Annotated in this window: 14 protein-coding genes and 5 pseudogenes; 10 read left to right on the plus strand and 9 right to left on the minus strand. The window is 70.4% G+C overall.

All coding sequences use genetic code 11. The annotated features are described in order from the left end of the window. Nucleotides 1–100 precede the first annotated feature (100 nt). The 4 genes and pseudogenes from AC07AB_RS31870 to AC07AB_RS31885 all read right to left on the minus strand — a co-directional run. The gene (locus AC07AB_RS31870; RefSeq protein ID WP_478574245.1) at nt 101–502 is read right to left on the minus strand and encodes an SDR family NAD(P)-dependent oxidoreductase; all 402 of its coding nucleotides are present in this window, start codon (nt 500–502) and stop codon (nt 101–103) included. Nucleotides 503–1,035: 533 nt separating this feature from the next. Next, nucleotides 1,036–1,310: pseudogene (locus tag AC07AB_RS31875) on the minus strand (transposase); the annotation flags it as partial. A gap of 96 nt (nt 1,311–1,406) precedes the next feature. Next, nucleotides 1,407–1,991 carry a hypothetical protein gene (locus AC07AB_RS31880; RefSeq protein WP_478574248.1) on the minus strand — a complete coding sequence of 195 codons (585 nt, stop codon included), beginning with the start codon at nt 1,989–1,991 and terminating at the stop codon, nt 1,407–1,409. Nucleotides 1,992–2,492: 501 nt separating this feature from the next. Further along, a pseudogene (locus AC07AB_RS31885) lies at nt 2,493–2,738 on the minus strand (NF041680 family putative transposase); the annotation flags it as partial. 259 nt (nt 2,739–2,997) lie between these two features. Here AC07AB_RS31885 and AC07AB_RS31890 point away from each other — a divergent pair. After that, nucleotides 2,998–4,155 carry a hypothetical protein gene (locus AC07AB_RS31890; protein WP_478574251.1) on the plus strand — a complete coding sequence of 386 codons (1,158 nt, stop codon included), beginning with the start codon at nt 2,998–3,000 and terminating at the stop codon, nt 4,153–4,155. A gap of 408 nt (nt 4,156–4,563) precedes the next feature. On the opposite strand, the gene AC07AB_RS31895 is transcribed toward AC07AB_RS31890, so the two are convergent. Both AC07AB_RS31895 and AC07AB_RS31900 read right to left on the minus strand, forming a co-directional pair. Then, nucleotides 4,564–5,145, minus strand: a complete 582-nt coding sequence (locus AC07AB_RS31895; RefSeq protein WP_478574254.1) for a hypothetical protein — start codon at nt 5,143–5,145, stop codon at nt 4,564–4,566. A 634-nt stretch (nt 5,146–5,779) separates the two neighbouring features. Beyond that, nucleotides 5,780–5,989, minus strand: coding sequence for a hypothetical protein (locus tag AC07AB_RS31900; protein ID WP_478574257.1), 210 nt, complete (start codon nt 5,987–5,989; stop codon nt 5,780–5,782). 451 nt (nt 5,990–6,440) lie between these two features. Between AC07AB_RS31900 and AC07AB_RS31905 the strand changes: the two genes are divergently transcribed. Together AC07AB_RS31905 and AC07AB_RS31910 are read left to right on the plus strand one after the other, a co-directional pair. Beyond that, the gene (locus tag AC07AB_RS31905) at nt 6,441–6,992 is read left to right on the plus strand and encodes a hypothetical protein (RefSeq protein WP_478574260.1); all 552 of its coding nucleotides are present in this window, start codon (nt 6,441–6,443) and stop codon (nt 6,990–6,992) included. 627 nt (nt 6,993–7,619) lie between these two features. Then, a pseudogene (locus tag AC07AB_RS31910) lies at nt 7,620–8,569 on the plus strand (IS630 family transposase); the annotation flags it as partial. 58 nt (nt 8,570–8,627) lie between these two features. On the opposite strand, the gene AC07AB_RS31915 reads toward AC07AB_RS31910, so the two are convergent. Beyond that, nucleotides 8,628–9,005, minus strand: a complete 378-nt coding sequence (locus AC07AB_RS31915) for a nuclear transport factor 2 family protein (protein ID WP_389547361.1) — start codon at nt 9,003–9,005, stop codon at nt 8,628–8,630. A 1,044-nt stretch (nt 9,006–10,049) separates the two neighbouring features. Here AC07AB_RS31915 and AC07AB_RS31920 point away from each other — a divergent pair. Further along, on the plus strand, nt 10,050–11,207 hold the full coding sequence (locus tag AC07AB_RS31920; protein ID WP_478574263.1) for a hypothetical protein: 1,158 nt from the start codon (nt 10,050–10,052) through the stop codon (nt 11,205–11,207). A 448-nt stretch (nt 11,208–11,655) separates the two neighbouring features. On the opposite strand, the gene AC07AB_RS31925 is transcribed toward AC07AB_RS31920, so the two are convergent. Together AC07AB_RS31925 and AC07AB_RS31930 are read right to left on the minus strand one after the other, a co-directional pair. Beyond that, nucleotides 11,656–12,420, minus strand: coding sequence for a pentapeptide repeat-containing protein (locus AC07AB_RS31925; protein ID WP_478574266.1), 765 nt, complete (start codon nt 12,418–12,420; stop codon nt 11,656–11,658). Between the two features lie 50 nt (nt 12,421–12,470). Next, on the minus strand, nt 12,471–13,541 hold the full coding sequence (locus AC07AB_RS31930; RefSeq protein WP_478574269.1) for an ABC transporter permease: 1,071 nt from the start codon (nt 13,539–13,541) through the stop codon (nt 12,471–12,473). 126 nt (nt 13,542–13,667) lie between these two features. On the opposite strand from AC07AB_RS31930, the gene AC07AB_RS31935 reads away from it, so the two are divergent. From AC07AB_RS31935 to AC07AB_RS31960, 6 genes and pseudogenes are all read left to right on the plus strand, one after another. Then, nucleotides 13,668–14,165: a MarR family winged helix-turn-helix transcriptional regulator gene (locus tag AC07AB_RS31935; RefSeq protein WP_478574272.1), complete on the plus strand. Its 498-nt coding sequence runs from the start codon at nt 13,668–13,670 to the stop codon at nt 14,163–14,165. Nucleotides 14,166–14,523: 358 nt separating this feature from the next. After that, nucleotides 14,524–14,928 (plus strand): annotated as a pseudogene (locus AC07AB_RS31940) (DUF6409 family protein); the annotation flags it as partial. Between the two features lie 278 nt (nt 14,929–15,206). Continuing rightward, nucleotides 15,207–15,611: a DUF6181 family protein gene (locus AC07AB_RS31945; RefSeq protein WP_478574275.1), complete on the plus strand. Its 405-nt coding sequence runs from the start codon at nt 15,207–15,209 to the stop codon at nt 15,609–15,611. Continuing rightward, on the plus strand, nt 15,608–16,204 hold the full coding sequence (locus AC07AB_RS31950) for a DUF6349 family protein (protein WP_478574279.1): 597 nt from the start codon (nt 15,608–15,610) through the stop codon (nt 16,202–16,204). The genes AC07AB_RS31945 and AC07AB_RS31950 overlap by 4 nt, the downstream gene beginning before the upstream one ends. A 429-nt stretch (nt 16,205–16,633) precedes the next feature. Continuing rightward, nucleotides 16,634–16,908 (plus strand): annotated as a pseudogene (locus AC07AB_RS31955) (DUF6211 family protein). A gap of 43 nt (nt 16,909–16,951) precedes the next feature. Further along, a complete protein-coding gene (locus AC07AB_RS31960) occupies nt 16,952–17,611 on the plus strand; it encodes a hypothetical protein (RefSeq protein WP_478574282.1) in 660 nt (219 codons plus the stop codon). Nucleotides 17,612–17,645 lie beyond the last annotated feature (34 nt).

Consider the following 17,645-nt stretch of genomic DNA (forward strand, 5'->3'; position numbering starts at 1 on the left):
TGCCCGTTGCCCGTTGCCCGCTGGCCGAGGGTGAGCGTGTGGTGTCGGAGCGGTGGACGCGTCGGGCGACGTCGGCACGGGGGCGCGGAGGCGCGGAACTTCACTGCCCGAGCGCCGCGTCGCGCAGGGATCGCCCGGCGATCCGGGCAGCCGCCGACGCGGGCAGGAGGCGACCGAAGACGAAGGTCTGGAACGTGTTGAGACGGCCGTCGACGACGGCCGGGCCCCGGCGGCGCAAGGCGGACATCACGGTGTCCGCGACGGAACCGGGCCCGCGTTGCCCGGCACGCGACGCGTGTTCGTCGCGGTGTCGGTGGGACCGGGGCTGACCGCCACGACCCGCACCCTCCGTCGCCTTCGTCTCGGCCCATACCGCCTGGGTGAAGGAGAGTACGAACGCCTTCGAGGCCGCGTAGGCGGCCACATACGGAGCGGGCGCGTACGCACCGGTGCTCGCGATGTTGACGATCGCCCCCTCGTCACCTTTTTCTTGGCCCCGCAATGGGGCGCCTGGCCTCCGGGTCCGGTATGGCTGTGTGCCCCGTTACCTCGGGGCGGTTCACTCACTGGCGCGACCATGAACAACAGAGCGCGGATGAAGGTTCGGCGCAGGTCGTTGCCGCGACCACTCTGCTTCTGGGGGCCATAGGCGCGCAGACGGCCGCCAGCGCCCCGGCGGACAACGCATACCAGTAGGGCGCAAGGCAACCCGGCGACAGGGAGCTCCGCTCCTTGCATGTGAAGCGGGCCGCAGTGCCCAACCTCCCAAGCACGGCCACAGTGACCTACAGCCCAAAGGCGACTCCCAAGCCAGTGACCATCACCTTCATCACCGCCGTCGACCACACTCCGAATTCCCATTTCAGGGCGGAGTTGCTGGAAGGCGGCCCGGGGCCCAAGGGTGCGACCCTGCGCCTCAGGTCCGGCCAGTCTGAGGGGTCGGACGTGACGGTGACGGGCCTGACCAGCCAAGATTCCCGACAGCGTCCGGACTCCGATCCCCGGCATTGGTCAGCACTGTGGAAAGCGGCATCTCGGGACGATCAGCGGGATCATCCGATGCGCGATCCGCCGCCGCACCGGCAGCGGATCCCACGGCGACCGGTTCACGAACTGCTGCGGATTCTGCTCGTTGCCGTCCGGCAGCCGAGAAGCCATCACCTGAACCGACTTCCGGTTGCCGTCAAGCACCAGCCCGAGCAGGTAGCAGTCCCCTTGGCCCGTTGGTCACGCCGTGGCACCTATGTGAACACCTCCGCCACGAACCCCGTCAGTTCTGCCCGCAGACCTTCGTCCTGGCGCACATCCACAAACCCGACATGCTCCGCGACGACGGCACCGGGAAGATCTAACGGAGTCCTAATAGGCCACTGGCTGCCCTGGAGGGCGGAGTGGTGCCGAGCGGTCTACAGGTGGGTGATGGTCAGGGACACGGGCCCGTGGGTCCGGGTGATGCCCTGAGGGCTGAGGCAGCCAGTGGTGTCATCGGGGAGCAGGGTGATGACGAGTTCGGCCGTGGATCCGGCGAACTTGCCGGAGGTGATGGGGCCGCTGGCCACGATCACGGGGGTGCCACCCGGCCGCAGGTCGACCACGGAGGAGAAGGTGACGGTGCTGGTGGCGCCGGTGTTCCACGAGATGGTGCCCGTGGCGTCGAAACTGCCCGAGACACAACCCAGATTGCCCTGCCCGGAGCCGCTGTAGCCGGTGACAGCGGTGATCGTGGGGTCCGTGCTCGTGCAGGGCCCGGCGCTGCCGGTGAAAGAAATGCCGGTCGGCTTGGGGGTGACGGTGACGCCGGGTGCGTAGTTGACGGTTCCGGTGCCGACCGGGCAGGAGACGTCGACCGTCGGAGCCGCGGCCCGTGCCGGGGAGCCGGTCGCGGCCCCCGAACCCGCGATGGTCAGGGCCAGGGCGCCGGCCAGGAGGGCGGCGGTGTTCAACGCTCTCGCGGCGGTGGTACGCGTGCGCTTGACGATGGTGGTGTTCATGGGATGCCTTTCGTCGGCGGTGGTCGGGTGTACGGACCGGCGCTGCGCTGTTCCTCCTGGTGACCTGCGAACGGCCCCGCTCGCGGGCCGTCATGTTCCGGTGACGGTCCGGGCTTTCGCGGACGTGACCGCAGGTCCTTGCCCGGCGGGAAACGGGGTGCGGGATCGGTTCGGGGCGAACGGAGTAGGCGTGTTCTTGATGAGGCTGTATCCGGTGCCCGGCCGGACGGCCCATCTGGGTCAAGCGGGTACGAAGGCACCGGCACTCTGCGCCCCCTGACGGACAACTGCCCCACCGGACCGCCGAGTATCTGCGCCGCACCACCGCGCGCCCCCTTCCCGACTCGAACCACCCCACCAGCCGGATGCTGCCCACAGCGGTCTGCACGAGCCGTCCGGCCAGCAGCTCCACCCCTGCTGGCTCTCTCCGTCCGGGGATCGACGGCAACCAACGGTGAAGCCGAAGCCCGGACAGCCGTCGGGGAGCTGCTCGATGGACTCCGGGCGGCGATTCCTGGAGCCGGGCAGGCGCCCGGGGCCCGTGCCGCGAGATTTGTGGACACGGGCCGGACAGGACAGGTGGGCTCGGATGTTCCTGGACCCCCGGCAGACCCGGGCCGGGGGCAGCCGCTCCGGCGTGGACGGCTTCTCCCAGGACCGCTTCTCCCAGGACCGACGGAGGTCCTTGGCGAGAGGGCGGGCGAGCCGGAACGGGGTGTGCGCGGTGATCAGGAGCCAGGTCCAGCGGGTCCGCCGGGGGAGGACGTTCCTTCACCCGCACACGCCCACAGAGATCTTTCACCGATTGGGATGGTTTATCCGGCAGCAACTCTCGCTGCCCGCCCGGCGTGGGCAATAGCCCGGAGACATGAGTGGGAGGCGGGCCGCCGGGCCCGTCCGTACGTGTTCGGGTAATCGGGTAAGGGGCTGCGCTGTGTACGGAACAGAAGATTCATCGGTTCGGGGCCCGCGCCGGGTGCGCCGGGGCCGGAGCAGAACGTGTGCGGTGGCCGTGACGGGGGCGCTGGTCCTCGGCGGTGCGTTGCTGTGCGGGCCGGCGACGGCTGCCGTGTCCGGCCCGGGGCACGCGCAGCCGCGTGCCTCCGACGAGCAGGCGTTCACCGAGTCGGGCACCTTCACAGTGCCACCGGGGGTCACACAGGTGCAGGTGTTCGGATGGGGCGGTGGTGGACGCGGCGGTCCGGGCGCGGCAGGTGCCGGGGGCGGTGGTGGCGGCGGTGGCGGGGAGAGCGAGCCGATCTCCTCGTCGCGGGTCGGCGGTGGAGGCGGCGGCGGAGGCGCGGGCGGCAGCGGAGGCGGCGGAGGCGGAGGAGGTGAGGCCGGGTCCTACGTGGCGTGCACGTTCGCTGTGACGCCGGGAGACGAGCTGAGGGTTAACGTCGGAAAGTCGTCGGGATTCGGCGAGCCCGGCGGAGGCGGCGGACCCGGTACCGGCGGTGCGGCGGGAACGCTGCTGGTCAGCGGGCGGCCCGGCGGACCGGGCGGTGCGGGCGGCAACGCCCGTACGTCGTACGTCAGAGGTGGAGGGCCGACCGTTGTCATCATCGGGGAAGCCGAGGGCTATCTGGCGGCGAATGCGGGTAGTCCGGGCGGAATCACCGTGGGCTCGTCGGAGGCGCGGGGCGGTGCCAGCGGAGGAGGCGGAGGCGGAGGCGAGAACGGCAAGATCAGCCAGACCGGCGGCGCGGGCGGCGCGGGCGGGCGGCCGGGCGCGGGCGGAGTAGGCGGTAAGACCGACTACAACGACTGGGAAGCAGGCCGCTGCTGGGGCGAGTCCGACATGACGGGGGCCAACGGCACCGAACCCGCTAACGGGAGCCGCGGCGGTGCGGCCGAGCCGGGCGTGACCGGTGGTCAGGGCAGCGTCAACCGAGGCGGCGAGGGCGAGGCCGGCGGGCCGGGTGGCGCGGGCGGAGCTGGGGGCGCGGGCGGCGCGACACCGGCTGGTGCCGTCACCCCGCCCGCCGGTACCGCGACAGGCGGCGCGGGCGGCAAGGGCGGTACGGGCGGCAACGGAGGCCGGGGCGGCGACGGCGACATCCCCGGCGGGAGCGACCAGACCCGCGGCGCCTCCGGCAACGCCGGTGCCTCCGGCCAGACCGGCACCCCGGGAGGCCCCGGCTACGCCCTGATCAGGTGGTAGCCAGGCCGCCCGGGCCGCCCGGCTGAGCCACACGGCCGGACGACGAAGGGACAGCACGAGGCCCGGGCCTCGTGCTGTCCCTTTCCGGGGCGAGTGGGCGCGGGGAGCTCGGCCGCCGCGCCGTGCAGGGCGTCGAGCCCGGCCGGGCGAGCGCCGACGGGCCGACGCGATGCCGTCCTCGGCGAGCGTGGCTTCCTCCGCCCGGCCGGCCGAAGCTGACCGGCGTTATGCCCAGACCTGCCCCGGGCGTGGGGCCTGTGGCCGCCTCACTCTTTGGGGGCGATGGCCACGCACAGGCCGGGGCCCGGGACTCGGGCACCGACCGCACCGGTGCCCGGGGTTGGGGTCCGGGAGGTGCGGCCCGGTGGTATGCGGCCGTCTTCGATCACGGGCGGCTGGTCTTTGCGGTCAGTGGAAGGCGAGGTCGGCGATGAGGGTGGAGTTGGGGATCTCGTCGCGCAGGCCGGCGATGACCTCCACGCAGTTGCCCAGAAGCGGCTGGTTGCTGGTGACGTTCATGACCGCCGTGAGGGTCTGTCCGGGCATGCGGGCGGAGGTGGGGGTGACGGTGCCGGTGAGAGTCCCGTCCCCGAGGGCCTGGGTGAGGGTGAGGCCGGTGACGTGGCTGGTGGTCTGGGTGCCGTCGGCCAGTCTCCACGTGAAGTCAGCGGTGGCGCCGGGGGCCTGGGTCGAAGTGGTGCAGCTGAGGGCGCTGAAGTTGAGGGTGGCGGTGAAGGTGCCGGAGACGATGGCCTTGGGGCCTGCCGGCACGTCGACGCAGGGAGCGGCGGCCCCCTTCAGAGTGACCTTGGTGGACCGGGCGGTGGCCGTGAGCGGCGGGGTGAACACGACGGAGGACTGGGCGGTGCAGTCCAGGATCTCGGCGGTGGGGGTCGTGACAGCCGGGGCAGCGGTGGCGACCGGTACTGTTGTTGGGAACGCCGCGGCGAGAGCCAAGGTCGCGGCGGTGACAAGACGGCGTACGGACATGGGCTGACTCACTTTCATCGAGGGCGAGCGGTGGGTCTTCTGCGCCGAGGCAGCCGGGATTGGCGGGTTTCTTCCCGCTGTCGGCGGTGAGCCGGGGGCGGTGGTGTGCACGCGGTGCGCATCGCCACAACCGGCTCCGGGAGGAGGTGTCGTGGTGTGCCGGGGACGGGTGTGAGGGGTGGGGTCCGGTCAGCGATCAGGCAGTCCGGTCCAGGAGATGTGGTCGTGGGTTTGGGAGGCCCGTCCGTTGACGCATCCCGGAGGGCGGCGAGGAACAGGACGTTGACGAGATCGACGGCGGCTCCGGCGAATTCGCCGAGGCAGTGGACCAGTGGCCGCGCCTACCGCTTACCGGAACACCGCCGACCGCGAAGAAGAGGCATCGCGCGGGCACGGCGAGCGGACATCGGGATGCTCACAGACCGGCTTCCATCTTTTGATGCCGTGCAAGGACGCGTCCGACGGCCTCGCGCGGTCCAGGAAGTTCCGCTGCGGTCAGGGCGCTTCTGATGGCTCTTGGTTAGGGATCATTCCGTCAGGAGCCGTCATGCGAAGTGGTTCGTGAGTCGCTTTGTGCCGCACACAGCCCACCTGCGACCGTCACGAGTCGGTTTCAAGAGCCGTCAGAAACGGCCTAGGCCAGAGTGCAGCTGATGCCCGTCACCTCAGCGGGGGCGGTCGCCACTCCGGCGACCCCAAGTACGGGGTTGCAGGTGGCCGTGACGTTGTCGGAACGCCGAATGATCTTGAAGGAAGTCGTGATCGTTCCGGTGGCCGGGGCGCCGCCGGCGGCCAGGCAGTTCAGCTGTCCGACGGCCGGGCCGGTGAGGACCGTGCCCGTCACGTTGTCACACGTAGAGGAGGGCACAACCAGTGCGTCGGCGGGCGAGGTGACGAGGCCGCCCGCTGCCCCACCATGAGCACGGCCGCAGCGGCGATGGCCAGGCGAGGGGTTATTCGACAGGCGATGACACGAGACATGACTCACCTCTGTGATCGAAACAGTGTGGTGGCAGAGCCTCAAGCACGGAAACGAGGTGCCCGGCCCTACAGATAGTGAATCGGCGCCTGTGCGTCAGGGGAAGAGCAGAGCAACTAATCAGACCATCTCACCAATCTGGTTCGTGGTGCTGGCATCACCATTCGACGGACCCGGCCGGAAACTCTCCTCGGCGTGAGGCACCCATTCAACGAACCCCAACGGGTCCATTTCCGGGCAGCACCTGGCGGCGGCGAACCGGTATCTCGCCCAACGACATGTTGCCGAACTCGGCTGGACGGCGGGGCACGTCCGGGTGCTGGAGGCCGCGCAGTCCGGTCGCCTGTACTGGCGAGACGGGCGGGCCCGGCAGGCAGCGCGACAGGGCATGTGGAGCGGCGGCCGCCGGATCAGCCGCGAGCGGACACAGGCACTGTTCGTCGCCCGATTCCTCGTCGCCGTCCGCCAGGACGACGGCACCCGTGTGCTGGCACCCAGCCCGATGGGCCAGGCCGCCCTTGAACTCGTCCGGTTGCACCCGGCCGGCCTGTATGCCAGTGACCGAGCCGCTTACGAAGCACGGCTCGCCCAGGTTCGCCGACGCCACAAGCGCCGCGACGACCAGAAGGCTGTCGCCCGCAGGCTGCCGCCGCTCGACTCCAGCGCGCACCGGCTGTACCGGAGACCGGCGACCCTCGCCGAGCAGGAGGAGCGCGCCGAACGCGATGCGGCCGACCAGCGGGAGGAAGAAGGCGGACACTGCCCCGCAGCAAAGGCACCACGGCCAGCAACTATCCCCGTCGAGCCCACGCCGGCCCCGACGAAGGTGCCGATCGGCAAGCCCACCGTGCGGCCCACCTTGTGGTGATACCGAGGCGCCGGCGTCAGTGATTCAGTGCCTCCGGCGGGTCCTCTCTCGGAGGGGGTGGGGGCTTGTTGGTTGGGTGCCGCGCCGTTGTGGTGCGGGTGGTGAAGGCGGGGTTCCCTCCTCGGCCGGACACTCGGGGGCGTACCAGGAACCCGGGCGCGGCGTCCAGGCCGAGCCGCTTCGCGGTCGCTGCGCGAGCCAGGACACCGCGCCCGGAACCCTGGTCCGGCGGAGCTGTCCGACCGAGGAGGGAACCCCGCCCAGCCCCGTTGTGGCCGGGTCCGGCCGGGCGGGTGCGGGGTGGCGGTTGGAAAAAGGGCAGGTCAAGGGACCTGTTCAGGTTGACCGACACCTTGTAATATGGTTAAATTAGTCATACCGGAAGAGGAGGGCAACACCCCGCCGGGGTCGACTGGCACCGGACGCCGATTTCTCACCGGAAGGACCGTGATATGTCCCGCAAGTCGAAGATGACCGAAGACGAGCGCCGTGCCTACAGTGCCAAGATGCGCGGTGAACTCGTAGCTGTGATGGACCGCGCTTACGGCGCGATGGTCGCTAGTTCTCTGACCGGGATGGTTCACCGGGTTTCGGTTCACACTGTTGGATGGCGGGCCCGTTGGATGTGAGGACACCGTCCGCGACGTGATTCATCGGTTCAACGAGATCGGCCTGGCCTGCCTGGACCCTCACTGGGCGGGAGGCCGTCCCCGCCTGCTCAGCTCTGATGATGAGGACTTCGTCATCCAGACGGCCACCACCCGTCCCGCCAAGCTCGGCCAGCCCTTCACCCGCTGGTCCCTGCGCAAGCTCGTCGCCTACCTGTGGAAAGTCCACGGTCGGGTCATCCGCATCGGCCGCGAGGCGTTACGCTGCCTGCTCGCCCGGCGCGGCGTCACCTTCCAGCGCACCAAGACGTGGAAGGAGTCCCCGGACCCCGAGCGCGAGGCGAAGCTGGACCGGATCGAGGAAGTGGGGGACCGGTTCCCGGACCGGGTCTTTGCGTTCGACGAGTTCGGCCCGCTCGGGATTCGGCCCACGGCGGGCTCCGGCTGGCCAGGAAGAAGCGCCCCGGCCGGCTGCCGGCCACCTACCACCGCATCCACGGGGTGCGCTATTTCCACGGCTGCTACTCGGTCGGCGACGATCGCTTGTGGGGCGTCAATCGCCGCAAGAAGGGCGCCGGGAACACGCCGGCCGCGCTGAAGTCGATCCGCGCCGCCCGGCCCGACGGTGCACCCATCTACGCGGTCATGGACAACCTGTCCGCCCACAAGGGCACCGACATCCGCCGCTGGGCGAAGAAGAACAAGGTCGAACTGTGCTTCACCCCGACCTACGCCTCCTGGGCCAACCCGATCGAGGCGCACTTCGGACCGCTGCGGCAGTTCACCATCGCCAACTCCCACCATCCCAACCACCCCGTGCAGACCCGGGCCCTGCACGCCTACCTGCGCTGGCGCAACGCCAACGCCCGCCACCGCGACGTCCTGGCCGCCGAACGCAAGGAACGTGCCCGCGCCCGTAGCGAGAAAGGCATCCGCTGGGGCGGACGTCCCCTCAACACCGCAGCCTGACCCACCGCGAGCCGCAGCCCCGGAGGGCCGAACGGGGCCGGTTCAGGAGAAGGATGACTCAGGAGGCGGACGGGTCGATCTCCCCCGCGAAGACGATGACCTGGTCGATGAGGCTCCGCCGCAGATGGACGACGTCCGTTCCCGCCAGACGGGGGCCTCCGTCCGGCGTGGTGAAGACCCACTGGTACCGGGCCCACTCGTCGGGCATGTCCACCGCCGAGCAGCGCACCATCGTGCCGGTCCCCGCCGGGTGGCGCCGGATGTCCAGCACGAACCGCTCGACCGCCTCGATCCCTTCGCTGCGGCCCAACGGCCCCCAGAAGACCACGTCCGAGGTCAGGGCCTGGGAGAGGAGCGCAGTCACATAGCTGTCGTCCGAGGCGTTGAACGCGGAGATGAACGTGTCGATCGCGGACCGCGCGGTTTCTTCCTGCATGCACCAGTAATACCAGTCGTTTCGCGGAACGCGCTCGTCCCGTAAGCCGTCTTCCGACCACGGTGAACCACCCCGGTCACAGCACTCGCGAGGAATTTTGGACCACTGTCATGCGCACAGCCGCGACCCTGGCCGACCGCAGCCCCGGCAACTCCATCGCCATCGCCGCCCAGTGCCCCCACGCCACCCGCGTACTCAGCTCCGGAGACTGGCGGAAGGCAGGACGCTTCCCGGTAATGGGCTCCGCCTCCATCCGTATATGGACGCCAATCAAGCGACGGTCCGAAGACGCGCAGGACGCAAAGACCGCAGCCGCCGACGGGGGACAGCAGGCCGCCAGCGAGGTAGCCGCCGAGGCGGAGGGGGCAGAAGGTGTCCGGCTTCAAGGCGGGCCGGTTTTCGACATCAGCCAGACCGGCGGCGACGCGTACGAGCCGCCTGCTGTCGCCCTGCCCGTCGACGAGGCCATCCGAGATGTCCTGGTCGCTCAGTACCGTGAGGCGTACCGCGAGGACCCCGAGCAGTCCGGAGGGTTCGACTTCAGTCGAGAGGCCCCGGACAACGCCGTACGCATCCTGCTGTACGGCCACGCGTGGCGACGCATCGCCGAGGCGGACGCACCCCTTCCCGGCCAGCATGTCGCCGAAGTCGCCTCGGCCGCCCACGTTGCCGCGCTCATCCTTGGCATCACCCCCGGACCGGCCGTCATGCCCCCGCTCGCGGGCGTCATCACCCAGGACAAGAGGCCCCCGGTCCACGGGGCCGCCGTTCGGGTCATCGAGACCGGCCGTGCCGTCGCCCGCGCCGTCATCCGCGCCGTCGTCACCGCCGTTGTGACTGAGCGCCCTACCTGGCCAGTTGAGCGCAGAGTTGACCGTCAAGGACACCGTCCTGCTGCCAGCACATCGTGTGGTTTGGGGTTCGGTCTCGGGTGTGGTGGCTGGTTTGGCGGAAGTACCTGTGCAACGGAGTCGTTGCGGAGGGGAAGCCATGAGTACACCGTCCACATCCATCAGTCCGGGCCGGGGGCGACGGTTGCCCGCCGTGTCCGCTGCTTTCGTGGTCCTGGCCGCCGTGGCGAGCGCGTTGGCCATGCCGCCCCCTGCGGGCGCGGTCGGCACACAGATCTCGAAGGCCGCCTCTCAGCGAGCGCAGCCAAGCGGTCAGGCCGCGTTCACTGACAACGCGGACTTCACGGTGCCGGCGGGGGTGACGTCGGTGACCATGCATCTCTGGGCGCACGGCGGGACCGGTGGGGGCGGTGGTGGGGGCGGCGGTGCCGGTGGCGGCGGTGGCGGCGGCGGTTCGAACCTGGCAATCCCGGACACCCTGGGCGGTGGTGGCGGCGGTGGAGGGGCCGGCGGCAGCGGTGGCGGTGGCGGCGGATCGGGCCAGGCCGGAAGCTACATCGCGTGCACCGTGCCCGTCGAGCCCGGTGAAGTTCTGCAAGTCGCGCTCGGCACCGTCTCCGCGGTGGGCGGCGGCAATGCCGGGGCAGCCGGCGGAGGTGGCGACAGCGGGATCGTGACCGCCAACGGAAAATCGGGAGGAACCGGCACCCCGGGAGGCAAGGGTGGACACGTGCGGGCCGGCAACGGCAGTTTCTTCACCGAGGTGATGAGCCGGTCCACGTACGAGAGCAACGACGCGTTCGGCGGCACATCCGGGCTCCCGGGTAACGGAGGTCCGGCCGGCGCCGGCGGCAGCGGGGGCAAAGGCGGCAATGCCGGAGACCAAACGTCTCCCGGCGGAGCGGGCGGCGCACCGGGCGGGACGGCCGCCGGAGGCGGCCCGGAGGCCAGCAAGATCGCGGGGGGCTGCGGCGAGGACGAGTGGACCGTAGCGAAAGTGCTCGGCGCGAGCGGAGTCGCGGGCCAGAGCGGCAGCCAGGGCGCTGCGGGTGTCACCGGCGGCCAGGGCGAGCGCGGTAGTCATGCTGGCCAGGGCGAGGCCGGCGGCAGGGGCGGTGCGGGCGGTACAGGAGGCGCCGCTGTCGCCGCGCCTGCTGGAGAGGTCACCCCGCCCGCCGGGACCGGCGCCGGAGGCCGGGGCGGCAACGGCGGAAACGGCGGCACCGGCGGCCGGGGCGGCAACGGAGCCGGCGGCCTCGGCGGAGGAAGGGTCGGTTCCACCGCCGCTGTCGGCGCCCCCGGGACGGCCAGCGACCCAGGTGGTCCGGGCTACGTGCTGATTACCTGGTGAACGACCGGCAGCCCGCACAGCCGCGAGCCTTCCGGTGAACGGCGCCGACGCAGGGCGCCCTGGCGGCAGTAGAGGCTGACGGGCGCCTCACCCGGGCGCGGAGCAAGGCTGGCTCCGCGCCCGGCACCGCCAGCAACACCGGAAGGCCGACACCTTGCTTGCGGCAGGCCCGGCCGACACCGAACTCGAAGGGCCCTGCGCGCAGATAGGCCAACTGATCGTCGACAAGATCAACACGCCGAGGGGTGCCATACCTCTCGGCTTCCCGCAGCCCCACCGCTCAACTGGCCAAGTGCCATGCTCACTGGCCAACAAGGACGCTCTGTCACAGCCGTCGAGGGGCGCCGCGAACTTGCTCCGTGTCCTGTCTCAACCGACCTGGTCTCGATCTCAGCTGATCTGGTTCGATCCATCGGCGACGGACCAGATCAGCTGAGATGCGCGGGGTTCAGTCGATGACGTTGAGGCCGAGGGCGGCGCAGATTTGGGCGGCCTGGTCGGGGGAGATGACCGCGCCGCGGAACTGTGCGGCGGTGGCGATGGTGAGTTCGCCGAGGTCGGCACCGCGTAGGTCGGCGTCGGTGAAGGTGGCGGCCCGTAGGTTGGCATCGGCGAGTCGACAGTCTTCGAGGACGCAGTCGCGGAAGTCGGCACCGCCGAGGTCGGCTTCGGTGAAGCGGATGCCGACGAGGTGGGCGCCTCGCAGGCTCAGGCCGTTGAGGTTGGCGACGGCCAGGTTGCACCGGGCGAGGTGGAGGCCCAGGCCGCGGTGGCCGGTGAGGCGGGCTCCGATCATGCGGCAGCCGGTGAAGGAGGAGTCGGCGAGCAGGGCGCCGCCCCACTTGGTGTTGGCCAAGTCGGCGCCGTCGCAGACGAGGTCGCCGCAGTCGGCGTCGGTGAACTTGGCGCCGGCGGCGCTGCCGCCCTGCCAGCGGGCCTGATCGAGCAGGGCGCCGGTGAAGTCGGCTGCCACGGCGGTGCAGTCGGTGAAGACAGCCTCGGCCAGGTGGGCACCGCGCAGGTTGGCTTCGGTGAAGGTGCAGCGGGTGAACGTGCGGGGCCACGGGGTGCCGCGCAGAGCGTGGCGCAGGTCAAGGCCGGTGAAGTCGAGGCCGGTCAGTTCGGTTTCGGTGGCCAGGAGTGCCAGCGGGTCGCCCGGCTGCCGGGCCGGCTCGGTGTTGTGGTCGTGGAATGGCAGTGGTGCTTCGGTCATGGGGTCGGCCTCGTTCTGGAGTGTTGCGGTGGGCGTGTGCCGTGGTGCGGTCAGTGGGAAGGGGTGGGTTCAGCGGTCCGGCGGGGCACGGCAGTTGTGTCGCTTCGGTGGCCGGTACGGCGGGCTTTGATGGCGTCGTACGCGATGGTCATCAGGAGGCCGGTGACGGTCCACAGGGCGAGGGCGAGCCAGTAGCGGCCGATGCCGTCGCCGGCGAAGTACATGATCTGGCGCAGGCTGCCGGAGGTTGAGGTCAGCGGCAGCAGGTCGTGCAGGGCCCGGATGGGTGCGGGCAGGGTCTCGATGGGCAGCGCGGCTCCGGAGGCGGGCATGCCGAGGAACATGAAGATCCCGACGGCGGGCAGCGCGGTCATCCGTCCGCAGAAGCGGGACAGGAACAGGGTGGCCGTGCCGACGGCCATCACGGTGAGCCAGCCGGTGACGAGGATGGCGGGGGCGAAGCCGTGCACGGCGCCCAGGATCGGTCCGGTGATGAGCCAGACAGCGAGTGCGGCGACGGCGCCGAAGGCGGCGAGCGCGGCCAGCGTGCGCCTGCGGGTGAGGGTGGTGCCGAACACGGTCGAGAGCATGACCGCCGACAGGTAGCCCGCGAGGGTCAGGCCGATCGCGGCGTACATGGTGCTGGTGTCGCTGGTGTCGTGGACGCTGAGTGGGACCAGGTCGCGGACCTGGAGGAACTGGCCTTGTTGGACGGCGGCGTTCTCGAACGGCGCCGCGGCCAGGCTGACGCGGGCGGTGCTGGCGGCTGAGGCGACGTAGAGCACGGGGCCGTCGGGGTGCGGCGGCTGGGCGAAGGTGGTGCTGGCCGTACCGGAGCTGCGGTCGGCGGGTTCCGGCTCGGGGAGGTAGGCGGCGGCCACTGCCCGGTCCGCGACCAGTTGGCGGGCCTGGTCGGCGGTGGTGACGGTGCTGACGTCGTAGGCGTCGCCGAGAGCCCTCTGGAGGGAGGCGGTGAGCGGCCCGGTCCGGGCGGGTGGTCCGGCGACCGCGACCTTCACGTGGTGCGGGGTCGGAGCGTGCATGGCGGCGGTGTAGATGCCGACCAGCAGTGCCGCCATGGCAAGCGGGAACAGCAGCACTCGGGCTATCGGTCGGGTCATGTCTTCTCCAGGGGACGCTCCCGGGGGCAGCGTGCCTCCCGGAACAAAAGCATCTCCAAAGATACATCTCTGGTGATGCATTACTTGAGATGTATCATTGGGGATGTTCCCGAAGGAGGGGTGTGCGTGGCACCGCCGACCAGTCCCATGAACCTCGCTGAGCTGCACCATCTCGGCAGGAGGCTCACTGCTGCCGCGACCTCGGCGATGAAGGGCGCCTCCGACCTGGGGCCGACCGAGCTCCAGGTGCTGGAGTGCCTGGACACCACCGGTCCGCAACCGGTGGGGACCATCGCTCAGCGCACCGGCTTCGCCCAGAGTCGGGTATCCACCGTGGTGGCGTCACTGCACAAGCGGGGCCTGGTCGAGCTGGCAACCGACCCGGCCGACCGGCGCCGGACCGTCACCAAGATCGCCGACCACGCGCGCGCCCAGGCCCGGAAGGCCAGGAGCCGGGAAGCCGAATCGACCCTGCGGCAGATGCTCCCCACACTCACCCACGCGGAGGTCGACGCGGTGATCGCCGCACTGAAAACGGTCAACAGTGTCCTGGGCGAGACGGCACCGACCGGCCCCTCCAGCGGTCAGACGGAAGGGATCAGTCATGCGGTCGGCCCTAGTTGAAGCGGCGACAGAACACGCGCGACCAACGCGGGCACCGGGTGTAGCCGGGTATCAGCTCGAAAAGGCAGAGCCGGACCAGATCAACTGAGACACCCCTCGCCATCCATGCAACCGGGGCCAGGTCGACTGAGATTTCCGGCAACCCGTCGTCTCAAGTGAACTGGTCGCAGCAGGTCACAGCGCTGCCTAGAGACCAGATCATCCGAGACGGGACACTCCGGTTGGTTGGCCCAACCTTGGTAATGTGGTTAAATTAGTCATTTCGGAAGGGGAGGGCAACACCCCGACCGACACCCCCGGCGGGGCCTCTCACCAGACAGGACACGACATGCTCACCACCCGATAGACCCCCACCGTCCAGGACTTCCCCACCGCGACCCTCGTACTGGCCGGCCCCTGGAAGCGGGGCCACCAGCTCGACCCCCGCCCCCGCCCCCGCCCCGGCATCGTCGTCGGCCCCTTCGGCGGGCCGGACTTCGCGGACGAGGCCACCATGTCCGTGGTCTGGTACTTCACCCTTGGTGCCCCGGAGCCCGGCGACAACGTCCAGGTGATGTTCCCCCACGAGCTGACGCCCATTGACGACTCGCTGACCACGATGCACCAGGACACTTTCCGCGACATCGCGTGCGGATTGCGCCGAGGCCGGTTCGTCTACGACAACGGAGTCGCACTCCGCGCCGCCGTCCGCCAGGCATGGGGCGAGCGGACCGGACTCGCCGACGCCGCCCCGGCCGCCCGGCACACGCTCCACTGCAGCTGACCAAGGCCCCGCCGGTCCGGGGGAGGGCAACACCTCCGGACCGGCAGGCCCCCAGCACCCCAGCGGACACCCGCTCGAAGCAGCCGCCAAGCGGCTGCACCGCGACCTCATCGACCGGTGGAGCGCCGAGCCCGGCCGAACGGCCGAAGACGCCGCCCACGCACTCCGCACCGCCGCCGACCGCGCCAACTGCCCCTTCTGGCGACCGCCGCCGGGGACGGCCCACCCGTCCCCGGCCCCGTCATCTCCGGACGTTCACGACCAGAAAGCCCAGCACCATGCACGCGACGAAGCACGACCCCACCCCGGCCGCCCGGACACCGGGCCGACGCGGTGCCGCGCAGCCCAGCAAGGACGGCGTCGCCCGCGTCGGCGTCCCCCTGCAACTCCGGCTCAGCGCCTCCGAACTCACCCGCGTACTCACCGCCGCACCCACCGACGACCTGACGACGCTCGACCCCGTCCAGCCCCGCGCCCTCGTTGCAGACGTCCTCGCCCAGCACGGATACGACGTCCTCACCCGCACCGCGTACAACAGCAACAACGACCGCCACCACGCCGCCCGCCGAGCGATACGCCGCGCCTACGGACACCGGTTCACAGCCGCCCCGGACCCACAGCAGTTCCTCGCCGAACCGCTCCTCCACACAGTCCGCACTGACCTCTGGAACGACCAGCCGTGACCACATACCCCGAACCACGCGGCGCCCGAGCCCGGCAGACCTACTACTGGCAAGTACGCAACCAACGCAGCCGCACCCGCCCCGTACGCGGCGTGCGCTCCTGCGAAACATGGCACATCCTCCACGGACACCCCGGCGGCGCCTACTCCGACTTCGGCCACGATCTCAACCCACCCGAGCACCACACCCCCACCCTGCTCACCCGCCACACATACGGGCAGGACGACGACCAGTACCGCGGAGGCTGCCTCGCCTGCGACTGGGACGGAGACGTACCCCCTGGCCCAGGGCACGCGGCATTCAACGCCGCGATCTCGGACGCCCACGATCACGCATCCCCCGGCTGGCGGTCCCTCCCCATCACTTCCCACCTCGGGGAATCATGGGCCCTGCCCAGGAACCAACTCCTGTGGGTCCAGATCGCTGCTGGATACCCCCGCGAGTGGGCACAGGCGGGCGCCCCGCTGCTGGTCTGGTCGCGGCACCGAACCGACCCCCACCGACCGCCGCACCCCCGCCGGCCCCGGTACGAACTCCGGCTGCCCAAACCCAGCCGACAAGCAAGCCCCGCCGAGCAAGCCGAGCTGTTCTAGCGCCCCGCCACGGCGCGGAAGGCGACGATGCATCGGCAACCGCTACTCGCCCCCGCCCCACCCCGTGACAGCCCGTCGCCGGGCGACGTCCGCACCGATCAGGCCGTGCCCGGCGCGCGGCATTAACGGGACGAGGACCAGGCCATCGTCGCCGTACGGCGGCAACGCGGTTTTCGCGGTGTACCCAAGGGCCAGCAGACCCATTTCCGGAGATCTGTGGATTCTCCGCCACGAGCTCCACCGAGCGCAACAAAGGTGGTTTAATTCACTAGCTGGTATCGGGTAGGGCAACACCCCGACCAGCAGCACCGTCCGCCGCCGCGACGCTTCACACAGCGGTGACACCGGGCCGCCAGACAAATGTGACGGCCAGCGCACAAGGGCAACAAGGCGCTGGCCGTCGATGTCTCTCACCAGAAAGACCACACCATGCTAAGCCACCACCACCCCGACTGTCCCCGCCCCGGCGACTTCGCCAAGCTCAAGACGGGTAACAGCATCGACGCAGGACCGGACGACACCTTCGTCATAGTCGAGGACTTCCCGCCCGGCCCAGAACGCATCGTCCTCAACCTCCTGGCCGACCACCCCGGCCGCAAGGACTGGGCCGCTTCGGCCTGGGCGAAGTCGCCGGCCTGACGCGGATCAGCCCCACGGGCACCCGCACATGGACGCCGAACCCCGACCCCGAGGCCCGCGCGTGACGGCGCGAGCCGCCTCCCCACCGAGTACGAACAGGAGAACCCCGTGCACCGCGACAACGGCCGCACGCTCTACTCGCGCGCCGACCTCCAACGCGTCCACAAGATCAGTCAGCCCACGCTCCAGAACCTCTGGTCAGACCGCCAGAACAACGGACACCCACCGGTCGCCGAGACCGTCGACGGCGTCATGCACTGGGACGGCGACACCTGGGCGACATGGCACCACGAACTCCAGCGCCAGCGAGCCACCGCAGCCACCACCAACCCGCCGAACCTCACCGGCGACCCAGAAGAAGAAGTCGGCCCGGCCGAGGCCGCCCGCGTCTGCGGCTTCGCCGACTCCACCACTATCTCCCACTACCTCAAGAACCCCCCGGAAGGCTGGCCCGAACCAGACAGCCACCACCTGCTGCCCAGCGGCCGACAACGGCCCAAGTGGAAGCGCTGGAAGCTGTGGAAGTACGTAGCCGAACGCAAAGGCCGCGGCCACGCCGGCGGACGCCCCAAGGGCCGCCCCCGCGGACAGGCATACCCGTACCAGGGCGACGAACGGCTTGCCCTCGCACAACGGGCCCTGGCGGAGAACCCCGGCGCGACGAACGCGGAACTGATCCCCGACCTCCAGACCAAGACGGAGAAGCTCTACTCCCGCACGACCTGGCACCTGATCCTCAAATCCGCCCGCGAACGCCCCGAGGAGTGACCGTGCCCGACACCCGTTGCCCGCGCTGCGGCGG

The sequence above is a fragment of the Streptomyces sp. NPDC044033 genome (genome assembly GCF_056434425.1).